This is a genomic window from Variovorax sp. Root434, from assembly GCF_001426595.1.
Lineage (GTDB): Bacteria > Pseudomonadota > Gammaproteobacteria > Burkholderiales > Burkholderiaceae_C > Variovorax.
Map to the genome: position 1 here is coordinate 261,634 of NZ_LMEK01000026.1, position 21,351 is coordinate 282,984.

General features: G+C 66.8%; 19 protein-coding genes. 5 read left to right on the forward strand and 14 right to left on the reverse strand.

Going from position 1 to position 21,351, the window contains the following annotated elements; genetic code table 11:
• Position 1: 1 nt before the first annotated feature.
• From ASD05_RS25995 to ASD05_RS26010, 4 genes are all read left to right on the forward strand, one after another.
• Entirely contained in the window at positions 2-1,087 is a 1,086-nt protein-coding gene (locus ASD05_RS25995; RefSeq protein WP_056598550.1) for a CobW family GTP-binding protein, read from the forward strand.
• A 38-nt stretch (positions 1,088-1,125) separates the two neighbouring features.
• Entirely contained in the window at positions 1,126-2,538 is a 1,413-nt protein-coding gene (locus tag ASD05_RS26000) for an MFS transporter (protein ID WP_056598553.1), read from the forward strand.
• A gap of 86 nt (positions 2,539-2,624) precedes the next feature.
• A complete protein-coding gene (locus ASD05_RS26005; protein WP_056598557.1) occupies positions 2,625-3,611 on the forward strand; it encodes a Bug family tripartite tricarboxylate transporter substrate binding protein in 987 nt (328 codons plus the stop codon).
• Positions 3,612-3,655: 44 nt separating this feature from the next.
• Complete coding sequence (locus ASD05_RS26010) at positions 3,656-4,939, forward strand: porin (protein WP_056598560.1); 1,284 nt, start codon at positions 3,656-3,658, stop codon at positions 4,937-4,939.
• 369 nt (positions 4,940-5,308) lie between these two features.
• Here the strand turns inward: ASD05_RS26010 and ASD05_RS26015 are convergent, their stop codons facing one another.
• Both ASD05_RS26015 and ASD05_RS26020 read right to left on the reverse strand, forming a co-directional pair.
• On the reverse strand, positions 5,309-7,333 hold the full coding sequence (locus tag ASD05_RS26015; RefSeq protein WP_056598823.1) for a 4-oxalomesaconate tautomerase: 2,025 nt from the start codon (positions 7,331-7,333) through the stop codon (positions 5,309-5,311).
• Between the two features lie 2 nt (positions 7,334-7,335).
• Positions 7,336-8,307, reverse strand: a complete 972-nt coding sequence (locus tag ASD05_RS26020; protein WP_056598562.1) for a tripartite tricarboxylate transporter substrate binding protein — start codon at positions 8,305-8,307, stop codon at positions 7,336-7,338.
• Positions 8,308-8,457: 150 nt separating this feature from the next.
• Here ASD05_RS26020 and ASD05_RS26025 point away from each other — a divergent pair, with 150 nt between their 5' ends.
• On the forward strand, positions 8,458-9,411 hold the full coding sequence (locus ASD05_RS26025; RefSeq protein ID WP_056598565.1) for a LysR family transcriptional regulator: 954 nt from the start codon (positions 8,458-8,460) through the stop codon (positions 9,409-9,411).
• A 22-nt stretch (positions 9,412-9,433) separates the two neighbouring features.
• Here the strand turns inward: ASD05_RS26025 and dctA are convergent, their stop codons facing one another.
• The 12 genes from dctA to ASD05_RS26085 form a co-directional block, all read right to left on the reverse strand.
• Entirely contained in the window at positions 9,434-10,768 is a 1,335-nt protein-coding gene (gene dctA, locus ASD05_RS26030; protein WP_056598568.1) for a C4-dicarboxylate transporter DctA, read from the reverse strand.
• An 87-nt stretch (positions 10,769-10,855) separates the two neighbouring features.
• Positions 10,856-12,202 carry an adenylosuccinate lyase family protein gene (locus ASD05_RS26035; RefSeq protein ID WP_056598571.1) on the reverse strand — a complete coding sequence of 449 codons (1,347 nt, stop codon included), beginning with the start codon at positions 12,200-12,202 and terminating at the stop codon, positions 10,856-10,858.
• Between the two features lie 40 nt (positions 12,203-12,242).
• A complete protein-coding gene (locus tag ASD05_RS26040; RefSeq protein WP_056598574.1) occupies positions 12,243-13,073 on the reverse strand; it encodes an HpcH/HpaI aldolase/citrate lyase family protein in 831 nt (276 codons plus the stop codon).
• A 10-nt stretch (positions 13,074-13,083) separates the two neighbouring features.
• The gene (locus ASD05_RS26045) at positions 13,084-14,274 is read right to left on the reverse strand and encodes a CaiB/BaiF CoA transferase family protein (RefSeq protein WP_056598577.1); all 1,191 of its coding nucleotides are present in this window, start codon (positions 14,272-14,274) and stop codon (positions 13,084-13,086) included.
• Positions 14,275-14,304: 30 nt separating this feature from the next.
• Positions 14,305-15,165, reverse strand: coding sequence for an FAS1-like dehydratase domain-containing protein (locus ASD05_RS26050; protein ID WP_200955499.1), 861 nt, complete (start codon positions 15,163-15,165; stop codon positions 14,305-14,307).
• A 426-nt stretch (positions 15,166-15,591) separates the two neighbouring features.
• Entirely contained in the window at positions 15,592-16,383 is a 792-nt protein-coding gene (locus ASD05_RS26055) for an SDR family NAD(P)-dependent oxidoreductase (RefSeq protein WP_056598582.1), read from the reverse strand.
• Positions 16,380-16,889: a nuclear transport factor 2 family protein gene (locus tag ASD05_RS26060; RefSeq protein WP_056598585.1), complete on the reverse strand. Its 510-nt coding sequence runs from the start codon at positions 16,887-16,889 to the stop codon at positions 16,380-16,382. The genes ASD05_RS26055 and ASD05_RS26060 overlap by 4 nt, the downstream gene beginning before the upstream one ends.
• Positions 16,890-16,962: 73 nt before the next feature.
• Entirely contained in the window at positions 16,963-17,820 is an 858-nt protein-coding gene (locus ASD05_RS26065; protein ID WP_056598588.1) for an SDR family NAD(P)-dependent oxidoreductase, read from the reverse strand.
• Positions 17,817-18,791, reverse strand: coding sequence for a Bug family tripartite tricarboxylate transporter substrate binding protein (locus tag ASD05_RS26070; protein WP_056598591.1), 975 nt, complete (start codon positions 18,789-18,791; stop codon positions 17,817-17,819). The genes ASD05_RS26065 and ASD05_RS26070 overlap by 4 nt, the downstream gene beginning before the upstream one ends.
• Before the next feature lie 16 nt (positions 18,792-18,807).
• Positions 18,808-19,380, reverse strand: a complete 573-nt coding sequence (locus tag ASD05_RS26075; RefSeq protein WP_056598594.1) for a carboxymuconolactone decarboxylase family protein — start codon at positions 19,378-19,380, stop codon at positions 18,808-18,810.
• A 6-nt stretch (positions 19,381-19,386) separates the two neighbouring features.
• Positions 19,387-20,379 carry a Bug family tripartite tricarboxylate transporter substrate binding protein gene (locus ASD05_RS26080; protein WP_056598598.1) on the reverse strand — a complete coding sequence of 331 codons (993 nt, stop codon included), beginning with the start codon at positions 20,377-20,379 and terminating at the stop codon, positions 19,387-19,389.
• Positions 20,380-20,387: 8 nt separating this feature from the next.
• Positions 20,388-21,245 carry an SDR family NAD(P)-dependent oxidoreductase gene (locus ASD05_RS26085; RefSeq protein ID WP_056598601.1) on the reverse strand — a complete coding sequence of 286 codons (858 nt, stop codon included), beginning with the start codon at positions 21,243-21,245 and terminating at the stop codon, positions 20,388-20,390.
• Positions 21,246-21,351 lie beyond the last annotated feature (106 nt).

The following is a 21,351-nucleotide window of genomic DNA, read 5'->3' on the forward strand; positions in this document are numbered from 1 at the left end:
TGTGGCCGGCCATTTCTCATCCCTGCTGACGGCCGATACGCAAGCCGGCGACCGTGTGCCGGTGACGGTATTGACTGGGTTCCTTGGCAGCGGCAAGACCACGTTGCTGAATCGGTTGCTGCAACAGGCGGACCTGCACGGCATGGCGGTGATCGTGAACGAGTTCGGCGAGGTCGGCATCGACCACGATCTGATCACGCAGACGAGCGATGACACGATCCTGCTGGCCAATGGATGCATGTGCTGCTCGGTGCGCGGAGACCTGGTCGCTGCCATGCAGCGTCTCGGCGAACGCTCTGTTCCCTCAGTGCGGCATGTGCTCATCGAAACCAGCGGACTGGCTAACCCTGCTCCGATCCTTCGCACATTGATGGGCGATGCAGCGATCCGCAGTCGTTTTGCGCTGGCCGGTGTCGCATGCACGGTGGATGCCGTGCTCGGTATGGGCACGCTCGACCGGCACGCCGAATCCGTACAGCAAGCAGCAATCGCCGACCATCTATTTCTGACAAAGGCCGATCTGATGGAAGACGGTTCGCCGCCGCCGGAACTGCTTGTGCGATTGAGCGAGATCAATTCGGTGGCAAAACTGCACCTCGCACGCGACAAACAGCCACAGGCACTGCACAGGCTGGTGCAGTCGCCCAAGGAAAACAGCGAGATTTCGGCCAGTGCTATGTACTACAGGCCACCGCAGGCCGATGGTCGACCACCGAGAGATTCGGAGCCAGTCCACCGCGATGGCATCTCCTCATTCGTGGTCGAGCGCGATGTCCCACTCCCGCGCGACGCTTTTTTCGCCTGGCTGGACATGGTGATCGCGATGCGCGGAGAGGACCTGCTGCGCGTCAAAGGCCTTGTGCACCTGGCCGATGAACCGGACCGTCCCATGGTGGTCCATGGCGTACAGCACCTGTTCCACCCACCCGAGTTCCTGCCAGCTTGGCCAGGGCAGGACCGGCGCACTCGCATCGTCTTCATCACTCGCGGCGTCAATGGGCAGGCAATGAGCGAAACCCTCGATGTGCTGATTCGACGACACCTGAGGCGGGGCCCATCTCACGCCGCGTCGCCATCAGCACCCTGAGTCACTCAAAGAACAACACCGAAAAAGCCAGAGACATCATGAAAGTCGATTCCTTCGCATTGCCGCCTGACCCCGGCGTCGCACGGCAGGCGGCGCAGTTGCTGTTCCGTATCGAAAACGTGCCGTTCAGCCGTTGGCACACGAAGGCGCGCATCATCATGGGCAGCGCGACCTTCTTCGATGCCTTCGACGCGCTCGCGCTGGCCTTTGTTCTGCCCGTGCTGATCGGCCTGTGGCACCTCAGCCCTCTTGAGGTCGGCACACTCATCGCTGCAGGCTATGTCGGCCAGGTCATCGGCGCCCTTGTCTTCGGCTGGGCGGCCGAGCGTTTCGGCCGTGTGCCCAGTGTCACCACCACCGTCGGGGTGATGTCGGTGATGAGCATCGCCTGTGCCTTTGCCGGCAACTTCCAGATGCTGTTCGCGCTGCGCTTCCTGCAGGGCATCGGTGTCGGCGGCGAGGTGCCCATCGCGGCTGCCTACATCAATGAGCTTTCGCAGGCCAAGGGGCGCGGGCGCTTCTTCATTCTGTACGAACTGATCTTCCCGCTGGGCCTGCTCGGCGCGGCACAGGTGGGGGCCTTTGTAGTGCCAAGATTTGGTTGGGAATACATGTTCCTTGTCGGCGGCATACCTGGCCTGCTGATCCTGTTCTTCATGGCGCGCCTGCCGGAGTCGCCCCGTTGGTTGACGTCGAAGGGCCGTTTCCAGGATGCCGAGCGCGTGATCGAGGGGATTGAGTTGAGCACTGTGAAGCGCAGTCTCGATGTCGAGCGCGACAAGGCCGAAGTCGAATCGCGGGTGGCCACGCTCGCCGCAGGACTGGTCAATCGGAAGAAGAGTTCCTGGAAGGAGCTGTTCTCGCCGTTTTATCGACCGCGCACGCTGGTGGTCTGGTTGCTGTGGGCCTCGTCGTACTTCGTCGCCAACGGCATCAACAACTGGCTGCCGTCGCTCTACAAGACTGTTTACCACATGCCGCTCCAGGAGGCGCTACGGATGGCCTCCTTGACCAATGTGCTGAGCACCTGCGCGGTGCTTGTCTGCGCGCTGCTGGTGGACCGTGTCGGACGCCGCCGCTGGGCGACGGCGAGCTTCCTCATCAGTGGCACGCTGCTCGGCATGCTGGCATTGCTGGGCGCCAGCAGCGCCTGGTCGGTCGTGATCCTCGCGTCCTCGGCCTATGCCGTGATGGGCACGACCACGGTGCTGCTGTATCTCTACACGCCAGAGATCTACCCGACGCGGATGCGTGCCATCGGCACCGGCCTGGCCACATCCTGGCTTCGGCTGGCATCGGCGGTTGCGCCCGCGCTGGTCGGCGTGGTGCTGTCGACGAAGGGCATCGCAACGGTATTCCTGATGTTTGCGGCCGCCAATGTCTTCGGGCTCATTGCCTCGATGCGCATGGTCGAGACCACCAACCGGGCGTTGGAAGACATCTCGCCCTGATCACGTCGCGCTTGCCGCAGGCACCGCGGCGGCAGTGCCGTGGCGCAGCGCGACTCGTCCAGTCACTTCCACAAATCGGAGACACCATGAGATTGCCGAGAAGAGCCATCGTCGCGGCCACCGCGCTCGCCGCGCTCACCGTTGCGCCAGCGTGGGCACAGCCCGCCAAGGGCAAGTTCCCGGATCGCCTGATACGCATCGTCGTACCGTTTTCTGCGGGAGGCGGTGTCGACAATATCGCCCGCCTGCTGGCCAATCAACTGCAGACGCAGCTTGGGGGCGCGTCGGTCATCGTGGAGAACCGCGCCGGTGCCAACGGTGCGCTGGGCGGAAAAGCTGTTCAGGCTGCACCCGCCGACGGCTATACGCTGCTTTTCTCCGCGGCAACGCACGTGTTGGCGAAAGAAGTCATGAGCTCGCCGCCATACGATCCGCAAAGGGATTTCTCACCGATTGCACGCGTCGCCGAGGCGCCGTTGATGCTCGTCATCGCACCGCAACTCGAGCCTCGGAACCTCAGTGAAGTAATCGCCGCCGTCAAGAAGCAACCGGACAGGTGGACGGCAGCGATTCCCGCGGCGGGTGCGCCCAGTCACCTGGCCACATTGCTTCTGGCCAAACAGGGCAACGTCAAGTTCACCTATGTCCCTTACAAGGGGACGCAACCAGCTCTGGTGGATGTGGCCGGCGGACACGTCCAGCTCCTGATGGATTCAATGGTCTCGGTACTGCCATTGGCCAGAGCCGGGCGCGTTCGGCCGATCGCAATCACATCTACCAAACGCAGCACGCTTGCGCCCGACGTTCCGACTGTGCAGGAGGGCGGCCTACCGGGCTTCACATACGGGTCGTGGTACGGCGTTTGGGCTCCCAAAGGCACACCCGCCGATCGCGTTCAGTTGCTCAATGGCGCGATCAACGCCGCCATGTCCGAACTGGGCAAGTCGGGCGCGCTGGCAGCCCTGGGGGTGGAGCCCGTGGCGCAGGACGTCGATCAGTTTAAGAGCTACATCGCCGGTTTCGTGACGCAAAGCGCCGAACTGCTCAACAGTGCCGGCTTCAAGCCCGAGTGACAACCTCTCGCTTCAGTTTTCTTTCATTTCACTGAGATCAGATCATGAACAAGACCACCATCGTGGCAGCGAGCATGCTGTCCTGCGTTACCGCTGCGACGGCCCAGTCGTCCGTCACGCTCTTCGGCGTCGTTGATGTCGGTGTCAGCCATTACAGCGCGAGAAGCGAGTTCTACAACAACACGGCTTCGACCACAGTCGTCGCCCTGCCGAGCGTCACGCGGAGTCAGACTGCTCTGTCCAACAGCGGGACTTCCAATAGCCGGCTCGGATTTCGCGGCACAGAAGATCTCGGCGGAGGGCTTGCCGCTGGCTTTTGGCTAGAAGCGGGCACGACGCCCGACAATGGCGCCACCGCCCTTGCCAGCTTCAATCGGCGGTCCACGGTCAGTCTGTCGGGGAACTTCGGCGAGATTCGCCTGGGCCGTGATATCACCCCGACATTCTGGAATGACTCGGTGTTCAGCCCGTTCAGCACGATCGGGGTCGGCGCCAATGTCGTGTCGAGCGTCGGAACTAACTTGCAGATCGCAAGGGGCCCTGGCTCCGCGGTTGCAACTTCCGACAACTACCTTCGCACCAGCAACAGCATTGGCTATTTCTTCCCTCCGAACCTAGGCGGAGTCTATGGTCAGGTGCAATATGCCTTGCCCGAGAGCGTCTCGCAGAGCAACGTGCCAGGAAGTCCATCCCAAAAGGGACGCTATTTTGGTGGACGTCTGGGTTATGCGGCGGGGCCTCTCGATGTTGCTTTGGCGTACGGAGAAAGCATGGCAATCGACTCCACTGGCGTGAACGCTCTTGGCCTGCCCACAGGCACCAACTCGAACGAGAAGATCAAGACCCTCAATCTCGGCGCTTCGTACGATTTTGGATTCATGAAGATCTTCGGTGAAATCTCGCAAGTCAGGGACCAGGCCCTGTCGACAACACTGGTGCCGGTACTCGGCTCCCTCACGCTGCGTGATTCGGACAAGTACAAGGGCGGGCTTCTTGGCATAACCGTACCCGTCGGTCCTGGATTGATCAAGGCGGCCTACTCGCGCGTCAAGTACGACAACGATCTGGGTCCCCTGGCAACTTCTCTGACCCCAAGGCGCGATGCCTCGGTCAACAAGCTTGCCGTTGGTTTCGACTACAACCTTTCCAAGCGTACGGCCTTGTACGCCACAGTGGCCCGGATTCGGATCAAGGGCGGGCAGAACAACCCGGCCATCATGGGCGCAGTGACGGGTGGGGTGACGTATTTGTCCACAGGCGGGGGAGTGTCTGGACTCGCACCGCGCAGTTCCTCCGGATATGACATTGGCATCAGGCACTCTTTCTAAGCGGGTCTGGTACACGGGCAAAACCTGCCTAAGTCGCGAGCGAATCGGCCGCTTTGCGTAGCTCAGACCGCTTGGTAGGGATGGAGCGGGAGCCCCCATAAACTCGATCCGAACCGGCAAAGGAACGGCGTGCGCATGCACTCCACACGCCCAGGGCGGTGCTGACGCTTCCACCAACGCTGCTTGCATTCGGACATTGATAGCGGATCCCGCCAGGGAGCTTGTCGAAGACGATCACGCCGTTTTCCGGGTATTGCTCCAACTTGTGGACGAACGGGCTCGGTCTGCTACCGACAGGCGGTGAGGCGTTTGAGCTTCCAGGCATTGATACCCTCAGCGTCCTTTTGTTTCGCATGAGAATGAAGACAATCAATCGAGCGCGAACTGGCGCTGTTCCTTCGGCGCGATGCCGGCCTGGCGCACGACCTCGCGCCAGCGGGCCAGGTCGGACTGCATCCGCCGGGCGAGCGCCTCGGGGCTGCCCGGTTCGGCGAGCGCGCCCTGGCTCTCGAAGCGCTGCACGACGTCCGGGTCGGCCAGCACCTCGTTCAGCGCTCGGTTGAGGCGTTCGACGACCGTGGCGGGCGTGCCCGCCGGTGCAAACAGTCCATACCATTGGACGACATCCACACCCGCGACACCCAGCTCCGAGAGCGTCGGCACGTCCGGCAGCGCGGCGAGGCGCCGCGAGCCCGCCACGGCCAAGGCTTGAAGCTGGGCCGCGCGGATGAACGGATAGGCCGTGAAAAGGCTCGGGAACATGATCTGCGAGCGGCCCTGGACCGTTTCCGCGATTGCGGGCGCGGCACCCTCGCAGGTGGTGCTGGCCATCGAAGTGCCGCTGCTGAGCTGGAAGAGCTCGGCCGCGAAATGCGGCGGCGTGCCGTCGCCGGCGGACGCGTAGCTCAGGCTGCGGGGCTTCGTCTTCAGTCGTGCGATCAGTTGCTGCACCTGCGGTATGCCCGCGCCCGGATGGGCGACCATCAGGGTCGAGGAAGAGCCCACGAGCCCTACCGGCTCGAAGTCGGCGACCGGATCGTAGGCCAGCTTCTGCAGCGCCGGGTTCATCGCGTGGGTGCCGACATAGCCGAACATCAGCGTGTGGCCGTCCGGCGTTGCCCTGGCCACGTATTCGCTTGCGATGGCGCCGTTGGCCCCGGCGCGGTTGTCGACCAGGATCTCCTGGCCGAGCAGCGGCCCGAGCTTCGCCGCGATGATGCGCGCCATCGTGTCGTTGCCGCCGCCCGCTCGCGTGGGCACGATGATCGTCAGCGCCTTGTGCGGGAGGCGGGAAGGGCTGGCGACCGGCGCCTCCGGCCGGGAGAACACGTAGTCGGGCAGGTGCATCTCGCCCTGCATGATCTTGCGCGCGGTGCGCAGGAGGGCAGCGCGATCCACTGTCGCCGTGTCCCCGTTGCCCTTGAGTTCGACCTCGATGTCGATCTGCCCCGCCGGGTGCAGCACGACCAGCCTGTGCGTTCCGGCGCCGCGCGCGATGCCGCTTGCGACCGTTCCCGGCAGCGCGAAGGCGCTCGCCACGCCAATGGCGCCCGTCACCGCGTGCGACGCGTGGCACTTGCGCGGCGTGAAGTAGCGCGAGGTGATGCTGTCGTCCGTTTCGCCCACGCTCACCAGCACGGGCTTCGGGATGACGCTGTCGGAGACGTCGCCCAGTCCCATCCTGCGTCCTGCCTCCAGGCGCAGCGTCTCGAGGCGCTCGAGCAGGCCGGTGTTGGCGTCGAGCGCGGCGGGCTTCTCGCGCCCGGTGACGCCCAGGTCGCCCGCGCGCACGATCATCAATGGCATGGCGGCGTCGATGCAGGTCACCTCCACGCCGTCGATCGTGTCGATGCGCCTGCCGGTCGGGAAGACCTGGCCCGTGACCGCCCCCCACGCGTCCAGGAAGTTCAGCAGGATCGGCGCCGCCGTGCCCGCCACCCCGTCGATGCGCGCGTCGCCTTCGTACGTCACGCGTCCGCTGGGGGTGCGCACCGTCACGTCGATGCGCGAGCCGGTGTTGACGTTGTGGACGCGAACGAGGGTGGTGCCGTCCCTGGCCGGCACCAGCCCCTGCTCGATCGCGAAGGGCCCGACGCCCGAGAGCATGTTGCCGCAGTTCGGCCGCGTGTCCACGGAGCGATGCCCGACGCCCACCTGCGCGAACAGATAGTCGACATCGCATCCCGGCCGCGAGGAACGCGAGACGATGGCTACCTTGCTGTTCAGCGTGCTTCCGCCGCCCACGCCGTCGAGCTGGAGCGGGTCGGAGGCGCCGATCGCGCCGATGAGCGCCTGGTCGCGCGCCTCGTCGCCGTCCGGCAGCCATTCGCGCAGGAAGAACGGGCCGCGCGAGGTGCCGGCGCGCATCAGCACGCAGGGAATCGATCTGTTCATCATCAGTCTGCGCTGATCTTGGCGGCCTGGACCACCTTCTTCCACTTGACCTGCTCCTGCGCCACGTAGGCGCGCATCTGCTCGGGGGTCATGGTCGAGACTTCGGCGCCGTGGTCCTCCAGGCGCTTGATCACGCTCTTGTCCGCGAGCACTTCGTTGAGGACCTTGTTGAGCTGCGCGATGACGGGCGCGGGCGTCTTCGCCGGCGCGAAGATGCCGTACCACTGCGAGACGTCGACGTCCGGGATGCCCTGTTCCTGCAGCGTGGGAACGTCGGGCATGAGCGCCGAGCGCTTGGCGCCAGCCACGCCCAGGGCCTTGAGCTTGCCGGCCTTGACGTAGGGCACCGCCGTGAAGAGGCTCGGGAACATCACTTGCGTCTGCCCGGCGATGGTGTCGGTGATGGCCGGTGCGGAGCCCTTGTAGGGCACGTGCAGCATGCTGGTGCCCGTCGAGAGCTTGAACATCTCGGCCGCGAAGTGCGGCGCCGTACCGTTGCCGGCCGATGCGTAGCTCGTCTTGTCCGGCGCGGCCTTCAGCATGGCCACGAGTTCCTTCGCGCTGGCGGCCTTGACGGACGGGTTGACCACCATCACCGTGGCCGAGGATCCCAGCATGCCGACCGGCTCGAAGTCCTTGACCGGGTCGTAGCGCAGCTTCTGCAGCGCCGGGTTCATCGCATGCGTCGCGATGTAGCCGAGCATGAGCGTGTAGCCGTCGGGTGCCGCGCGCATCACGTACTCGCTGGCGATGGCTCCGTTGGCGCCTGCCTTGTTGTCGACGATGACGGGCTGCTTGAGGATGGCCGACATGGCCTGGCCGACGACGCGCGCCATGGCGTCGTTGGCGCCGCCCGCGGCCGTCGGCACGATCAGCGTGATCTGCTTTTCAGGAAAGGCGGCCGCCGCGCTCGCGCAGGCGAGCGATGCCGCCAGCGCGACGGTGCCGAGGAGGCGAATGTTCTGGGTCTTCAATTTGTCTGCTCCGGTGGATTTCTGAATGCTCGAAAGGCTCTTGTGTGGCCCTGGTACGCATGTTCTTCCTGGGCCCGTGTTCTGTAAATTGCATGTTTAGGATCGATTGATGCACACTGCCTATCAATCAGATCGAGTCGGAGCACCGCCATGGCCATCAACTTCAATCTCAACGACCTGCAGGCATTCCGCGCGGTAGCCGAGCTCAACAGCTTTCGCAAGGCCGCCGAGGCGTTGCATGTCTCGCAGCCCGCCTTCAGCCGCCGCATCGAGAAGCTGGAGGAGGCGCTCGGCGTAAAGCTGCTCGACCGTACGACCCGGCGCGTGAACCTGACTTCTGTCGGGCGCGAATTCGACCGCAAGGTGCAGCAGCTCCTGGACGACCTTGACCACACGCTGCTGGGCATCCGCGGTGTCGCGGCCACGCGCATGGGCGAGGTGAAGATTGCCTGCGTACCGTCGACTGTCTACTACTTTCTGTCCCAGGTGATCTCGCGCTACCACGAGCGCTATCCGAAGATCCGGGTCAAGGTCTTCGATGCGAGTGCGAACGAGGTGCTGGCGGCGGTGTCGAGCGGCGAAGCCGATTTCGGGCTCAACTTCGTCGGCGCGCAGGAGCCGGACATCGAATTCAAGCCTCTGTTGGAAGAGCGCTTCGTTGCGGCCTGCAGGCGCGACCATCCGATCGCAAAGAAGCGCCGCGTGAGCTGGACCGAGCTGGCGCAGTACGACTACATCTCGGTGAGCAAGGCGTCCGGCAATCGGCTGCTGTTGGACCAGGCGCTCTCGGGGGTGGCTGGTCGTCCGCAGAGCATCTACGAGACTCAGCATGTCACGACGATGCTCGGTCTCGTCGAGGCGGGTCTCGGGGTGGCGGCGGTCCCCTCGATCGCCATGCCGGACGCGGACCATCCGCTGCTGGTGAGCGTTCCGCTGCACGACCCTGCCATCACCCGCACGATCGGCCTCATACGGCGCAAGGGGCGGAGCCTTTCTCCGGCCGCGCAGCAGCTCTACGCCTTCTTCTCCGAGATGAAGGCAAAGCGTGGCAAGCCGGGAGGCCGCCGCGCGGAGAGTGGAAAGGCCGAGGGCACGCGCGCCTGAGGCCTGCCGGCCGCCTGGGCGATCAGGGCGTCGGGCCGGCGTGCCCCAGCGGCGCTGCGTAGTCCTTCGAGCCCTCCTCGAGCTCGTGCTCGGTGCGGGCGTAGTTCGCGGCCAGCTCGCGCTGCAGCACCTCCCGGTCGCACGCCTTCTCCCAGATGGAGACGACGATGCAGGCCACCGCGTTGCTGATGGTGCTGGTGAGTGCGCGCGCCTCCGACATGAAGCGGTCGATCCCGACGATCAGCGCAACCCCGGCCACGGGCAGGTCGGGCATGACGGTGAGCGTGGCCACCAGGGCGACGAAACCACTGCCTGTGACGCCCGCGGCGCCCTTGGACGTGAGCAGCATGATGCCCAGCATCGAGCCGATCTGGACCCACGACAGATGGATGTCGCAGGCCTGGGCGATGAACATGGATGCCAGCGTCAGGTAGATCGCCGTGCCGTCCAGATTGAATGAATAGCCGGTCGGAAGCACCAGCCCGACCACGCCCTTCTTGCAGCCGAGCCGTTCGAGCTTTTGCAGGAGCCGCGGAAGCACCGGCTCGCTGGACGAGGTGCCCAGCACCACCAGCAGCTCTTCCTTGATGTAGCGCATCAGCTGCCACAGTTTGAAGCCGTGCAGGCGTGCGAGCAGTCCCAGGACCACGACGACAAAGAAGATGCAGGCCACGTAGAAAGTCCCGATCAACAGTCCGAGCGATCCGATCGACTTGATGCCGTAGCGGCCCACCGTGAAGGCCATCGCACCGAAGGCTCCGATCGGCGCGAGGCGCATGATGATGCCGAAGGCGGCGAAGAGCATGTGGGAAAAGCCGTCAATGCCGTCGAGCACGGGCTTGGCGGAGCTTCCTATGCGGGTGAGTCCGAATCCGCAGAGCACCGCCAGCAGCAGCACCGGCAGCACCTCGCCCTCGGCGAACGCGCCGACGAAGGCGTTGGGGATGATGTGCATCACGAAGTCGGTGAACCCGTGGATGTGGACCTGGTTCGCGAAGCGTGTGGCGACCGACGCGTCGAGGTTCCTGGGGTCGATGTGCATGCCGGTGCCCGGCTGCATCAGGAACACGGTCACCAGGCCGGTGAGGAGCGCAAGCACCGTCAGCGCATAGAAGAGCCCCATCGCCTTGAGCAGGGTCTTGCCGATTTCCTTGGAGTCGCCCAGCGAGGTGATGCCGGTCACGATGGTGCAGAACACCACCGGCGCGATCATCATCTTGACCAGCTTGACGAAGCCGTCGCCCAGCGGCTTGAGCGCGGCGCCGAACTCGGGCCAGTAGTGGCCCACGGCGATGCCGAGGATCAGGCCGATGAGAACCTGCACATAGAGAAGTTTCGAGAGCTTGCGGATGTTCATGACCTTGTCTCCGGGGTGGGGGCGCACGAATGCATGCCGGTCTGCGCCGGCTCCGTCTGCTGCGGTGAAGGATGCTGGGCTCGGCGCTCAGCCGCGCGCGGCCAGCACGCGGTCGACCATGACGCCGGCCTGGCCGAGGTGGTTGGCCGGCTCGCACATGGCTTCGAGCTGCGCGCGCGTCACGTGCCTGCCGATCTCGGTGTGCGCAGCAAGGATCTCGATCAGTGGCCGGTTCTCGGCGATCGCCTGGCGGCACAGGTCGTACACCAGGTCGTGCGCATACTCGCGGCCGATGTAGGGTCCCAGGCCCATCATCACGGCCTCGGACATCACCAGGCCGTTGGTGATATCGATGTTGGCGCGCATGCGGGTGGCATCCACCTCCAGGCCCTTCAGGATGAATTTGGTCTGTTTCAGGGCGCCCGACATCAGGCAGAAGATCTCGGGCAGCGACACCCATTCGATCTCCCAGGGGCCGGTGGAGCGCTCGTGGTCTGCCACCATCGCGTCCATCAACGCTGCGGCATGCTGGCGCGCCACCGAGATGTTGGCGTGGATGTAGAGGCAGGAGATGGGGTTGCGCTTCTGCGGCATGGTCGACGATGAGCCGCGGCCCGGCGCGAAGGGCTCGAACACCTCTGCCACTTCGGTCTGCATCATCAGCTTGACGTCCATCGCGATCTTGCCGAGCGAGCCGCCGACCAGCCCGAGGAACGCGCCGACCTCCGCGATGGTGTCGCGCACCGTGTGCCACGATATCAGCGGCTGCGCCAGCCCCAGTTCCTTCATCAGCCCGGCCTGCGTTTCCATCGCGCCCTTCTCCAGCGAGGAGAGCGTGCCCGATGCGCCGCCGAACTCGCCCATCAGCACACGCGGCTTGAGTTGCTGCAGGCGCTCGCGGTGGCGGTCGATGCCGGCCAGGATGCTCGCCATCTTGTAGCCGAAGGTGATGGGCGTGGCCTGCTGCAGGTTCGAGCGGCCGATGACCGGCGTGTCGCGGTACTTGCGTGCCAAAGCCGCGAGCGCCTCGCCGATCTCGTCGAGGTCCTGCTCGACGAGGGCGAGCCCTTCGCGCATCTGCAGCACCGCGGCCGTGTCGGTGATGTCCTGCGTGGTCGCGCCCCAGTGGCAGTACTCGCCCAGCTTGTCCCTGCAGTTGGCATTGATCTGGTTGACCACCGCGATGATGGGATAGCCGATCTGCTCGGTCTTGGCCTTCAGCTTGACCCAGTCGATCTGCGAGAGGTTGCAGTTCCTGACGATCTCGTCGGCCGCTTCCTTCGGGATGATGCCCAGTTCGCCTTGGACCTTCGCGAGGGCGCGCTCGATGTCGAGGTACTTCGCGGTCCGGTTCTCGTCGGACCAGACCTCGCGCATGCGCGCGTCGCTGAACATGTCGCCGAATATCCGTGAATCGATGATGGTGGAAGCCATGGTGCCTGTCTCCTTCTGCGAGGGAAGTGGATGAATGAAATCAGCCGCGGGCCAGCGCCAGCGTGCGTTGCGCCTGCAGCACCACGGGCCGGTCGACCATGCGGCCGTCCAGCCGAGCTGCGCCCGGCGACGCGGCATCGGCGGCCAGCACGCGCCGCGCCCAGTCCAGCGCCTGCGCGCTCGGCTGCAGCGCCGCATGGATCGGCTGCACCTGGCGCGGATGGATGCACAGCTTGGCGCCGAAGCCCATCTGCCGCGCCTCGGCAAGGTCCGACAGGAGGCGCGCCTCGTCGTCCAGCTGCGGCGTGACACCCGCCACGGGCGCAGGCAGGCCCGCGACGCGGGAGGCGATGGCGATGCGGCTGGCCGCGTAGGCGAGGCCGCGTGCGTCCGTCGCGATGTCCATATCGAGGTCGAGCGCGAAGTCGAGTGTGCCGAACACCAGGCGCTGCACGCCGGAGGCCGCGATGGCCTCCGCCTGCGCCACGCCCTGGGCACTCTCGATGAGCGCGAGGACGGCCGCGCCGGGCAGCGCGGCATGCACGCGGGCGATCTGCGCGGCCGATTCGGCCTTGGGCAGGAGCACCTCGGCCGCTGCCGCGTCGCCCAGCGCGGCGAGGTCGGCGGCGAACCACGGCGAGCCGGCGTCGTTGATGCGCACCACGGTGCGCGACCTGTCGGCAGGGCTCACACCCTGCAGCCACGCCACGACGATGGCGCGCGCATCGGCCTTGTCGGCGGGGGCGACGGCGTCCTCGAGGTCGAGCACGATCCGGTCGGCACCGCTGGCGAGCGCCTTGCCGAATCGGTCCGGGTGCGTGCCGGGCACGAAGAGGTAGGTGCGGGCGGAATGCTGATGTTCACCGGGCATGGCGTGGCCTTCAGACTGCGTTCGACGCGCGCAGCGCTGCGATCTCGGCATCGCCGTAGCCGAGCTCCGCGAGGATCGCATCGGTGTGCTCTCCGAGCGCGGGCACCGGGTCCATGCGCGGGCCGGTGTTCCAGGTGCCGGGCGGCAGCATGGCGGGCACCGGGCCTTTCGCCGTCGCCACTTCGCTCCAGCGGCCGCGTGCCTGCAGCTGCGGATGGGCCCAGACCTCCTTCATCGTGTTGACCTGGGCGTTGGCGATCTGCGCGAACTCCAGCCGCTCGACCACCTGCCTGCCGCTGAGCGATGCGAAGGCCTCGACGATGATCTCGCGCAGCGCGGCCCTTTGTGCCACGCGCTTGAAGTTGGCTGTGAACCGCGGGTCCTTCGCGAGCTCGGGCTGCTGCAGCACCTTGTCGCAGAAGCTGGCCCACTCGCGCTCGTTCTGCAGGCCCAGCATCACGGTGGTGCCGTCGCCGGCCGGGAACGGGCCGTACGGGTAGATCGTCGCGTGGCTGGCGCCGGTGCGCGGCGGCGGCTCCGCGCCTTCGAAGGCGTAGTAGAGCGGGTAGCTGTTCCACTCCGCCAGCGACTCCAGCATCGAGATGTCGATGCGCTGGCCTTTACCGGTCTGGCCGCGCTGCAGCAGCGCGGCGAGGATGTTGCTGTAGGCGTACATGCCCGCGGCGATGTCCGCGATCGAGGGCCCCGCCTTGCAGGGCTCCTCCGGCGTGCCGGTGACCGAGACGAAGCCGGCTTCGCTCTGGATCAGCAGGTCGTAGGCCTTCTTGTCGCGGTACGGACCGGGGCGCTCGGGATCGTCGCCGTAGCCGGAGATGTCGCACATGATGAGTCCCGGCTTGGCGCGCGAGAGCCGGTCGTAGCCCAGGCCCAGGCGCGCAGCCGCGCCGGGTGCCAGGTTCTGCACGACCACGTCGGCCTTTTCCATGACCAGGCGCTCGAGCACGCGGGCGGCCTCGGGGTGCTTCACGTCGAGCGTGAGGCTCTCCTTGGAGCGGTTGGTCCACACGAAATGCGACGCCAGGCCGCGGACCCGCTCGTCGTAGCCGCGGGCGAAGTCGCCCGAGCCGGGACGCTCGATCTTGATGACGCGCGCGCCGAGGTCCGCGAGCTGGCGGGTGGCGAAGGGAGCCGCGATCGCGTGCTCCAGCGTGACGACGGTGATGCCCTTGAGTGGCTGCATGGCGTGTTTCCTTCTGCGGTGCGAAACGAGTCAGCGCAGGACGGCCGTGGCGTCCATCGTCAGCCAACCCTCGTGGTCCGAGGCCCAGAGCCGGACGGTCTTGCCGTCGGCCTGCGGCTGGCCGCTGACGTGGAAGGCGTTGAGATCGAAGGTGGGCCGTACGGCCTTGAAGCGGAAGCTCGCGACGTCTGCATCAGGCAGCTGGCGGCGCAGCAGGTCCATCAGCAGCGTAGCGATCAGCGGGCCGTGCACGATCAGGCCCGGGTAGCCCTCGACCTGCGTGGCGTACTGGCGGTCGTAGTGGATGCGGTGGCCGTTGAAGGTGAGCGCCGAATAGCGGAACAGCAGCACGTCGTCGGGAACGATCTGCCGGCGCCACGCCGCGTCCGTGGGCGCCGCCTGCGGAGGAGGGGGTACGTCGCCGGGCGCCTGCGCCTCGCGATAGACGATGTCGTGGAACTCGACCAGCGCCGGCGCGGGTTCTCCATTGCAACGGACCTCGTGGCGCACCTTGACGAACACAAGCTTGCCGGTGCGGCCTTCCTTCAGCGTGACGTCGTCGATGGTCGACGTGCGCGTGACCTGGTCGCCCACGCGGATCGGGGCGCGGAACTCGAACTGGCTGCCGGCCCACATGCGCCGGGGCAGCGGCACCGGCGGCAGGAACCCGCCGCGCCTGGCATGGCCGTCGGCGCCGATCTCGCTTTGCCGGTGCATGGGCAGGAAGTAGAGCCAGTGCCACAGGGGCGGAAGCGCCGTGCCGGCCGGCACCGGCGCGGCCGGGTGGTCGAGCGTGGCCGTCAATGCCGCCACGGGCGTGGGATGGATGGTGTCCTCGAAGCGCTCGCTGCGCCCGATCCATGACTGCAACTGATCCGGATGTACGTCCACTCTCGTGTCTCCTTGGTTTGCTGCACCCAGCGGCAGCAGGACTGGGAACGGAGTGTGCGGCGCATCGAACGCCAAGTGAATTGCATTATTTGAGGCTATTGATGCAATCGGTGGAATGACGCGCGGTCCAGCCAGCCCTGCCGGTCCCCTCTTGCGGCACCCGCGGTCGCACCCGCGGACTCCTTATTCGCAAGTGCGATGACCGTTCAATGAATACGCTAATGGACCGCGCGGCGATGCGTTCCTGCTGTCCATCGCCACTCGACCAGCCCGCAGCAACAGGCGGACATCTACCTGGTGACATATTCATGAAGCCTTGGGTTCCAAGCTCCTCGCATCGTTGCCCTGGCCAACAAGCCCGGCAAACTCTCTCGCGTGCTGGTTGGCCTGGGCGCTACTTCTATCGACGACGGCTTCCTTTCTTTGCTACCGCGCGGTGGCCCCGCCGTCGACAGGGATGATCGCCCCGGTCATGTAGCTGGAAGCGGGCGAGGCCAGCAGCAGGGCCAGTCCCTTGATCTCGTCGACCTGGGCCACACGGCCCATCGGAATATGCGTGCGCATCCGTTCGGCCGACTCAGGAAGGCGCAGGCGACCGCCGTTGATGTTCGTGGCAAAGGGGCCAGGCGCGATGGCGTTCACCAGCACGTTGTGCGGCGCCAGCTCGATGGCGGCCTGCCTGACCAGGTTGTTCGCGGCTGCCTTCGACGTGACATAGGCGTAGCCGGAGAGCGACTCCGAGCGCAGGCCCGCGATCGAGGTGGTCACGACGATGCGCCCCTCCCGGCGCGGCTTCATGTGCCGCGCCGCCGCGCGCACGGTGTGCAGGACGCCGTCGAGGTTGATGCGCAGGACCTTGTCCCAGTGCGCGAGGTCGAGGTTTTCCAACTGGCCCGCCTCCACGACGAAGCCGCGTCCGGCGCTGATGCCCGCGTTCGCGAACACGCAGTCGATGGCGCCGTGGCGCGCGGCCATGCCGTCCACCAGCGCATCCACCGCCGCTGCGTCGGCGACGTCCAGCACCGCGCCTTCCACCAGCGGGTAGCGCGCCTTCAGGCGCTCCACCTCGGTGTCCAGCGCCTGCGCATCCATGTCGGTCATGAACGTGCGTGCACCGGCCTCCAGCATCGTCTCGGCGTATGCCAGGCCGAGGCCGCTGGCGGCACCCGTGACCAGGACGCTGCGGCCCGTGAGATCGAAGAGTGAAGCCAGGCTCATGCGGCCTCCGCGCTCTTCTTCACCGGGAGCAGGGCCTCCCAGTGCTCGGCCGCCTCGATCATGTAGTGGACCGTGAGCACCACCTTCTTGAAGTACCAGCGGCCGTCGATGCGCACGTAGTTGTCGTCGAAGCGGCCCACCACGTAGAAGCTCTTGCCGCCGTGCACGGGGCGGCCGTCGAGGTAGGACTGGCCGGTGCCCGTGTCGCCGTCCACGCTCACCTCGTGCTGGTGGATGAACTGCCGCGCGTACTGCACGGGAAAGTTCTCGAAGAAGGTGCGAATGGCCTCGCGCCCGAACACCTCGGGGCGTGCGTTGTAGATGATGCTGGCGTCCGGCGCGAACAGTTCGTGCAGGCGGGGGCCCTGGTCCTCGTTCACCAGCATGTGGTAGCGCGCACGCAGGGCGCGGATCGCCTCCACGCTTTCGAGTTCGTCGACGCGGCGCTGCAGGGCCTGCAGCTGCTGCGCGATCTGCGCGAGCGTGTCGCGGGGTTCGGTGTTCATTTCGAAGTCTCCTGGAGAAAGTGCCCGACCCTGCGGTGCAGGGCCAGTGCGGTGATGGATGAAGTGCGCCGCCTCATCCCGCATCGGGATGCTGCTTGCCGAAGTCGTCGAGGATCGCGTGCATGCGCTTTTCGACCGAAGCGCCCGTGTGGACGTGCGGCATGACGTAGAAGCGCCCCGCGCGGACGGCCGCCAGCGTCGCGGAGGCGACGTCTGTCGCGTCGATGGGGGATGCAGCCATGCCCGCGCGCACCCGCTCGTCATACGCCGCCGCGGGCGCGACAGTGTCTGCGAGGGCGCCCGGCCGGTTGCGCTGCGACACGTGGATGCCGGTGGGCAGCAGCGAAGGGCAGACCACGGTCACGCCGATCGGCGAACCGGACTGCTCCAGGTCGCGCGCGAGGCATTCCGAGAAGGCCACCACCGCGTGCTTGCTCGCGCTGTAGACGGCGGAGCCCGCCAGCGTCGCGAGCCCGGCGGCGGAGGCCGTGTTGATCACGTGGGCGGGCCGGCCGCGTGCACGCATGCGCGGAACGAAGCTGCGCACGCCATTGACCACGCCCAGCACGTTCACGCCCAGCACCCACTGCCAGTCGGCTTCGGTGGCGGCCCAGGCCGGCCCGAGCACGGCGACGCCCGCATTGTTGAACAGCCAGTCGACACCGCCGAAGCGGTCGTCGCAGGCCTGTGCGAAGGCCTCGACGTCGCTCGCGCGGCTCACGTCGCATCGCTGCGCCAGCGTGGGCGCGCCCATCGATCGGACGAGCGCCTCGGTGGCCGCCAGCGCCTCCACCTCGACGTCGGCGAGTGCCACGGCCATGCCCTCGCCCGCGCAGGCCAGGGCCAGCGCGCGGCCGATGCCGCTGCCAGCGCCGGTGACGGCGGCCACGGCGGCTGCAGCAAGTGTGTGCGGTGTGGACGTTGCGCTCATTCCAGCGTCACTCCCGCCGTGCGCAGGACTTCCGTCCACTTGACCGCCTCCCGGGCCACATAGGTCTGGAACTCGGCATGCGGCATGTCGATGATGAAGCCTCCCGCCGATTCGAGCGTGTTCTTGACTTCCTGCGAGCGCAGGGCTTCCGAGGTCTCCACCGACAGGCGCTTGACGATGTGCCCCGGCGTTTTCGCAGGCGCGAAGAACCCGCCCCAGGTCAGCGACTCGACACCCGGATAGCCGGCCTCCGCCATGGTCGGCACCTCGGGCAGCATCGGCATGCGCTGGCCGCGCGTGACCGCCAGCGCGCGCAGCTTGCCGCTTCGGATGTGCGGCGCGGCGGTCTGGAGGAAGTCGAACATTGCATCGACGTTGCCCGAGACGAGGTCGACCAGTGCCGCCGAAGTCGCCTTGTACGGCACGTGCGTGAAGCGCGCGCCGGTGCGCGTCTGCAGCAGCTCCAGGCACAGGTGTCCTCCGGTGCCGTTGCCGCCCGAGCCGAAGTTGAGCTTGCCCGGATTCTTCTTCGCGAGCTCGACCAGCTCGGCCACCGAGCCGATGCCGAGCCTCGGGTTGACCACCAGCACGTTCGGGTTGCCCGAGAGGCCGTGGATGGCCACGAAGTCCTTCACCGGGTCGTAGCGGATCGTCTTGTACAGCGCGCTGTTGGTGCCCTGGGTGCCTTGCGTGCCCAGCAGCAGCGTGTAGCCGTCGGGCGCCGCGCGCGAGACGAACTCGGCGCCGATCGAGCCGCTCACGCCGACCTTGTTGTCGATCACGATGGGCTGGCCCAGGCGGGCGGCGAGCACCCGCGCGATCACGCGGGCCTGCAGGTCGACGACGCTGCCCGCTGAAAAGGGAACCACCAATGTGATGGGCCTGGTGGGGTAGGTCTCCTGGGCGCGCAGCACCGGAGCCAGCGGGAGCAGGCCTGTGGCGACGGTGAATTGCCGGCGGTTGAGGGTCATGTGTGTGTCTCCCGGATCAGTTCTGCCTGAGGATCTCGGCCCACGGGGCGTGGCCGGCCAGCACGTCGCTGCCTTCGAGGTCGACCTCGAAGTTCTCGAGCACGCGGCACACCAGCATGTAGTAGCCGATCGTCATCACGATCTCCATGAGCTGCTGGTGCGGCAGCTCGGCGGCCAGCGCATCGAACATCTCGCGCGGCGCCTTGACCTGGCGCACCACGGCGTCGGCGAAGTCGAGCACGCGGCATTCGAGGCCGTCGAACGGCTCCCTCGCCACGCTGCCTTGCGGATGGTCGAGCACCGCCTCGACCTTGACGGCGGGCACTCCCGCCTGGGCGGCCACGCGCCGGTGCTGGGTCACCTCGTAGCTGGAGCCGCACAGCGCGCCAACGCGCAGGATCACCAGTTCGCGCAGCGACACCGGCAGCGAGGAGCGCCGCAGGATGCCGGAGCCCAGGGCCAGGAAGCCCTGTGCGGTGGCGCCGCCGTGGGCGACCATGCGGTAGATGTTGAGTGGAGGGCGCCCGCCCAGCAATGCGTGGAGTTCCGGGGGCGCCTCGGCGAGGTCGAAGTAGGGAATGCGAGCCATGGTTCCTCAGTCGAGTCGGATGGCGGCGGCGCGGATCACCTCGCGCCACCGGAGGGTTTCACTGCGCGCGAAGTCGGCCAGCGCCTGGGGCGTGCCGCCCTGGGGCTCGATGGTCAGTTCGCGCATGCGATCGGCCACCGCAGGGGTCTGCAGCGCCCGGTTCACTTCCTGGTTGAGCCTGTCGATGATTGGTGCGGGCGTGCCGCTGGGCGCCCACAGACCGCCCCAGGCCGCGATCACGCAGTCCGGCAGGCCCAGTTCCTCGAAGGTCGGCACCTGCGGCAGCAGTGGCAGCCGGTTGCGCGAGGTGACTGCGAGCGGGCGGATCTTCTCGCTGCGGATGTACGCCAGGTTGCCCGCCACGTTGTCGAAGATCGCCGGCACCTGCCCGCCAAGCACGTCGGTGAGCGCTGGCGCGCTGCCCTTGTACGGGATGTGCGCGAGCTGCATCCTGGCCGCTCGGTTGAGCAGCACCAGCGACAGGTCGCCGCTGGTGGCGTTCCCGGGCGTGGCGACCGCGATGCGTCCGGGCGCCGCCGAGGCCATGGCGAGAAAGCTCTTGAGGTCGCGCGCCTCGAAGGCCGGGTTGACGCACAGCACGTTGTAGACCTTGCCTTCGAGCGCGATGGGCGCGAAGTCCTTCACCGGGTCGTAGTCCAGCTTCGGATAGAGGCTGACGTTCATCGCGTGGGTCGCGTTGCTGCCGTAGAAGAGCGTGTAGCCATCGGGCGCGCTGCGCGCCGCGACCACGGCCGCGATGTTTCCGGAGGCGCCCGGCCGGTTGTCGACGATCACCGGCTGGCCCAGCTGCCGGGCCAGCTGTTCGGCCAGGCGGCGCGAGGACTGGTCGGCCGAGCCGCCCGCCGGAAAGCCCACGATCAGGCGCAGGGGCCGGCTGGGGTAGGCATCGTTGCGTGCCGCCATCGCGGCGCCCAGGTGCGGCGCCGCGACCGCGCAGGCGGCCGCCTGGAGGAATCGGCGTCGTTGCAGCGGCTGCATGGTCGCTTTCAGGCGCGCGGCGCGGCGATGCCGCCGGTCAGGCCGCCATCGACGACCAGTGCATGGCCGTTCACGTAGGAGGCTTCGTGCGACATCAGGAACAGGGCCGCGTAGGCCACCTCCCAGCCGGTGCCTTGGCGGCCGAAAGGCAGCGGCATCGCGAGGCGGTCGGACCTGCGACGCGTCGCCGCGCGGCCGATGGGCGTGTCCATCAGGCCGGGCAGGATGCTGTTGCAGCGCACGCCCTTGGCCTGTCCCGCCATCGCGATCGAGCGCGCCAGCGACACCTGGGCGGCCTTGGTCGTTTCGTAGGCCGGATTGAAGCTGGAATTGCGCAGCGCGGCGATCGACGACAGCAGCACGATGGAGCCGCCGGGCGCCATGTGCCGCAATGCCTGCTGCCCGAACAGCATGCACGAGCGCACGTTGGTGGCGTGCTCGCGGTCCCAGGCTTCGGCGGTCTGGTTGTCCAGCGACAGGCCGCTGGCCACGCCCACCACCATCACGAGGCCGTCGAGTCCGCCCATCTTCTGCACCGCGCGCTCCACGGTCGAGGCGGCCGCGTCCGGCTGCGACACGTCGACCACCTCGGCATGAGCCGTCGCGCCCGATGCGCGCACCAGGTCGCAGGTCCGCTGCAGCGCGGCGGGGTTGATGTCGACACAGGTCAGCGTCGCGCCCTCGTGGGCGAACAGCAGGGAGATCGCCCGTCCGTTGCCCACGGGCGGATCGGGGTCGTCGATGTCGCGCTGGCCCGCACCCACCACCAGGATGCGCCGCTGCTCGAGGCGTCCCGCTGAGGGCCGGAGGTCGCCCAGTGTTTCAGCGAAAAGCTGGAGTCCGGGCTGGATGGCTGGCGATGTCATGCATGTTTCCTTCTTCGGCGTTTGGTGCGCTCATGGTTCGATTTTGGAAACGTTTCCGAAATGGTGAAAACCCTCGCTCGCTGTCACCTAAGATGCACCCCATCGT

Excerpts from the sequence above, each read along its gene's own strand:
- ASD05_RS26000 (WP_056598553.1), top strand. The coding sequence starts at position 1,126 with ATGAAAGTCGATTCCTTCGCATTGCCGCCTGACCCCGGCGTCGCACGG.
- ASD05_RS26005 (WP_056598557.1), top strand. The coding sequence starts at position 2,625 with ATGAGATTGCCGAGAAGAGCCATCGTCGCGGCCACCGCGCTCGCCGCG.
- ASD05_RS26010 (WP_056598560.1), top strand. The coding sequence starts at position 3,656 with ATGAACAAGACCACCATCGTGGCAGCGAGCATGCTGTCCTGCGTTACC.
- ASD05_RS26015 (WP_056598823.1), bottom strand. The coding sequence starts at position 7,333 with ATGAACAGATCGATTCCCTGCGTGCTGATGCGCGCCGGCACCTCGCGC.
- ASD05_RS26025 (WP_056598565.1), top strand. The coding sequence starts at position 8,458 with ATGGCCATCAACTTCAATCTCAACGACCTGCAGGCATTCCGCGCGGTA.
- dctA (WP_056598568.1), bottom strand. The coding sequence starts at position 10,768 with ATGAACATCCGCAAGCTCTCGAAACTTCTCTATGTGCAGGTTCTCATC.
- ASD05_RS26035 (WP_056598571.1), bottom strand. The coding sequence starts at position 12,202 with ATGGCTTCCACCATCATCGATTCACGGATATTCGGCGACATGTTCAGC.
- ASD05_RS26040 (WP_056598574.1), bottom strand. The coding sequence starts at position 13,073 with ATGCCCGGTGAACATCAGCATTCCGCCCGCACCTACCTCTTCGTGCCC.
- ASD05_RS26045 (WP_056598577.1), bottom strand. The coding sequence starts at position 14,274 with ATGCAGCCACTCAAGGGCATCACCGTCGTCACGCTGGAGCACGCGATC.
- ASD05_RS26055 (WP_056598582.1), bottom strand. The coding sequence starts at position 16,383 with ATGAGCCTGGCTTCACTCTTCGATCTCACGGGCCGCAGCGTCCTGGTC.
- ASD05_RS26060 (WP_056598585.1), bottom strand. The coding sequence starts at position 16,889 with ATGAACACCGAACCCCGCGACACGCTCGCGCAGATCGCGCAGCAGCTG.
- ASD05_RS26065 (WP_056598588.1), bottom strand. The coding sequence starts at position 17,820 with ATGAGCGCAACGTCCACACCGCACACACTTGCTGCAGCCGCCGTGGCC.
- ASD05_RS26070 (WP_056598591.1), bottom strand. The coding sequence starts at position 18,791 with ATGACCCTCAACCGCCGGCAATTCACCGTCGCCACAGGCCTGCTCCCG.
- ASD05_RS26075 (WP_056598594.1), bottom strand. The coding sequence starts at position 19,380 with ATGGCTCGCATTCCCTACTTCGACCTCGCCGAGGCGCCCCCGGAACTC.
- ASD05_RS26080 (WP_056598598.1), bottom strand. The coding sequence starts at position 20,379 with ATGCAGCCGCTGCAACGACGCCGATTCCTCCAGGCGGCCGCCTGCGCG.
- ASD05_RS26085 (WP_056598601.1), bottom strand. The coding sequence starts at position 21,245 with ATGACATCGCCAGCCATCCAGCCCGGACTCCAGCTTTTCGCTGAAACA.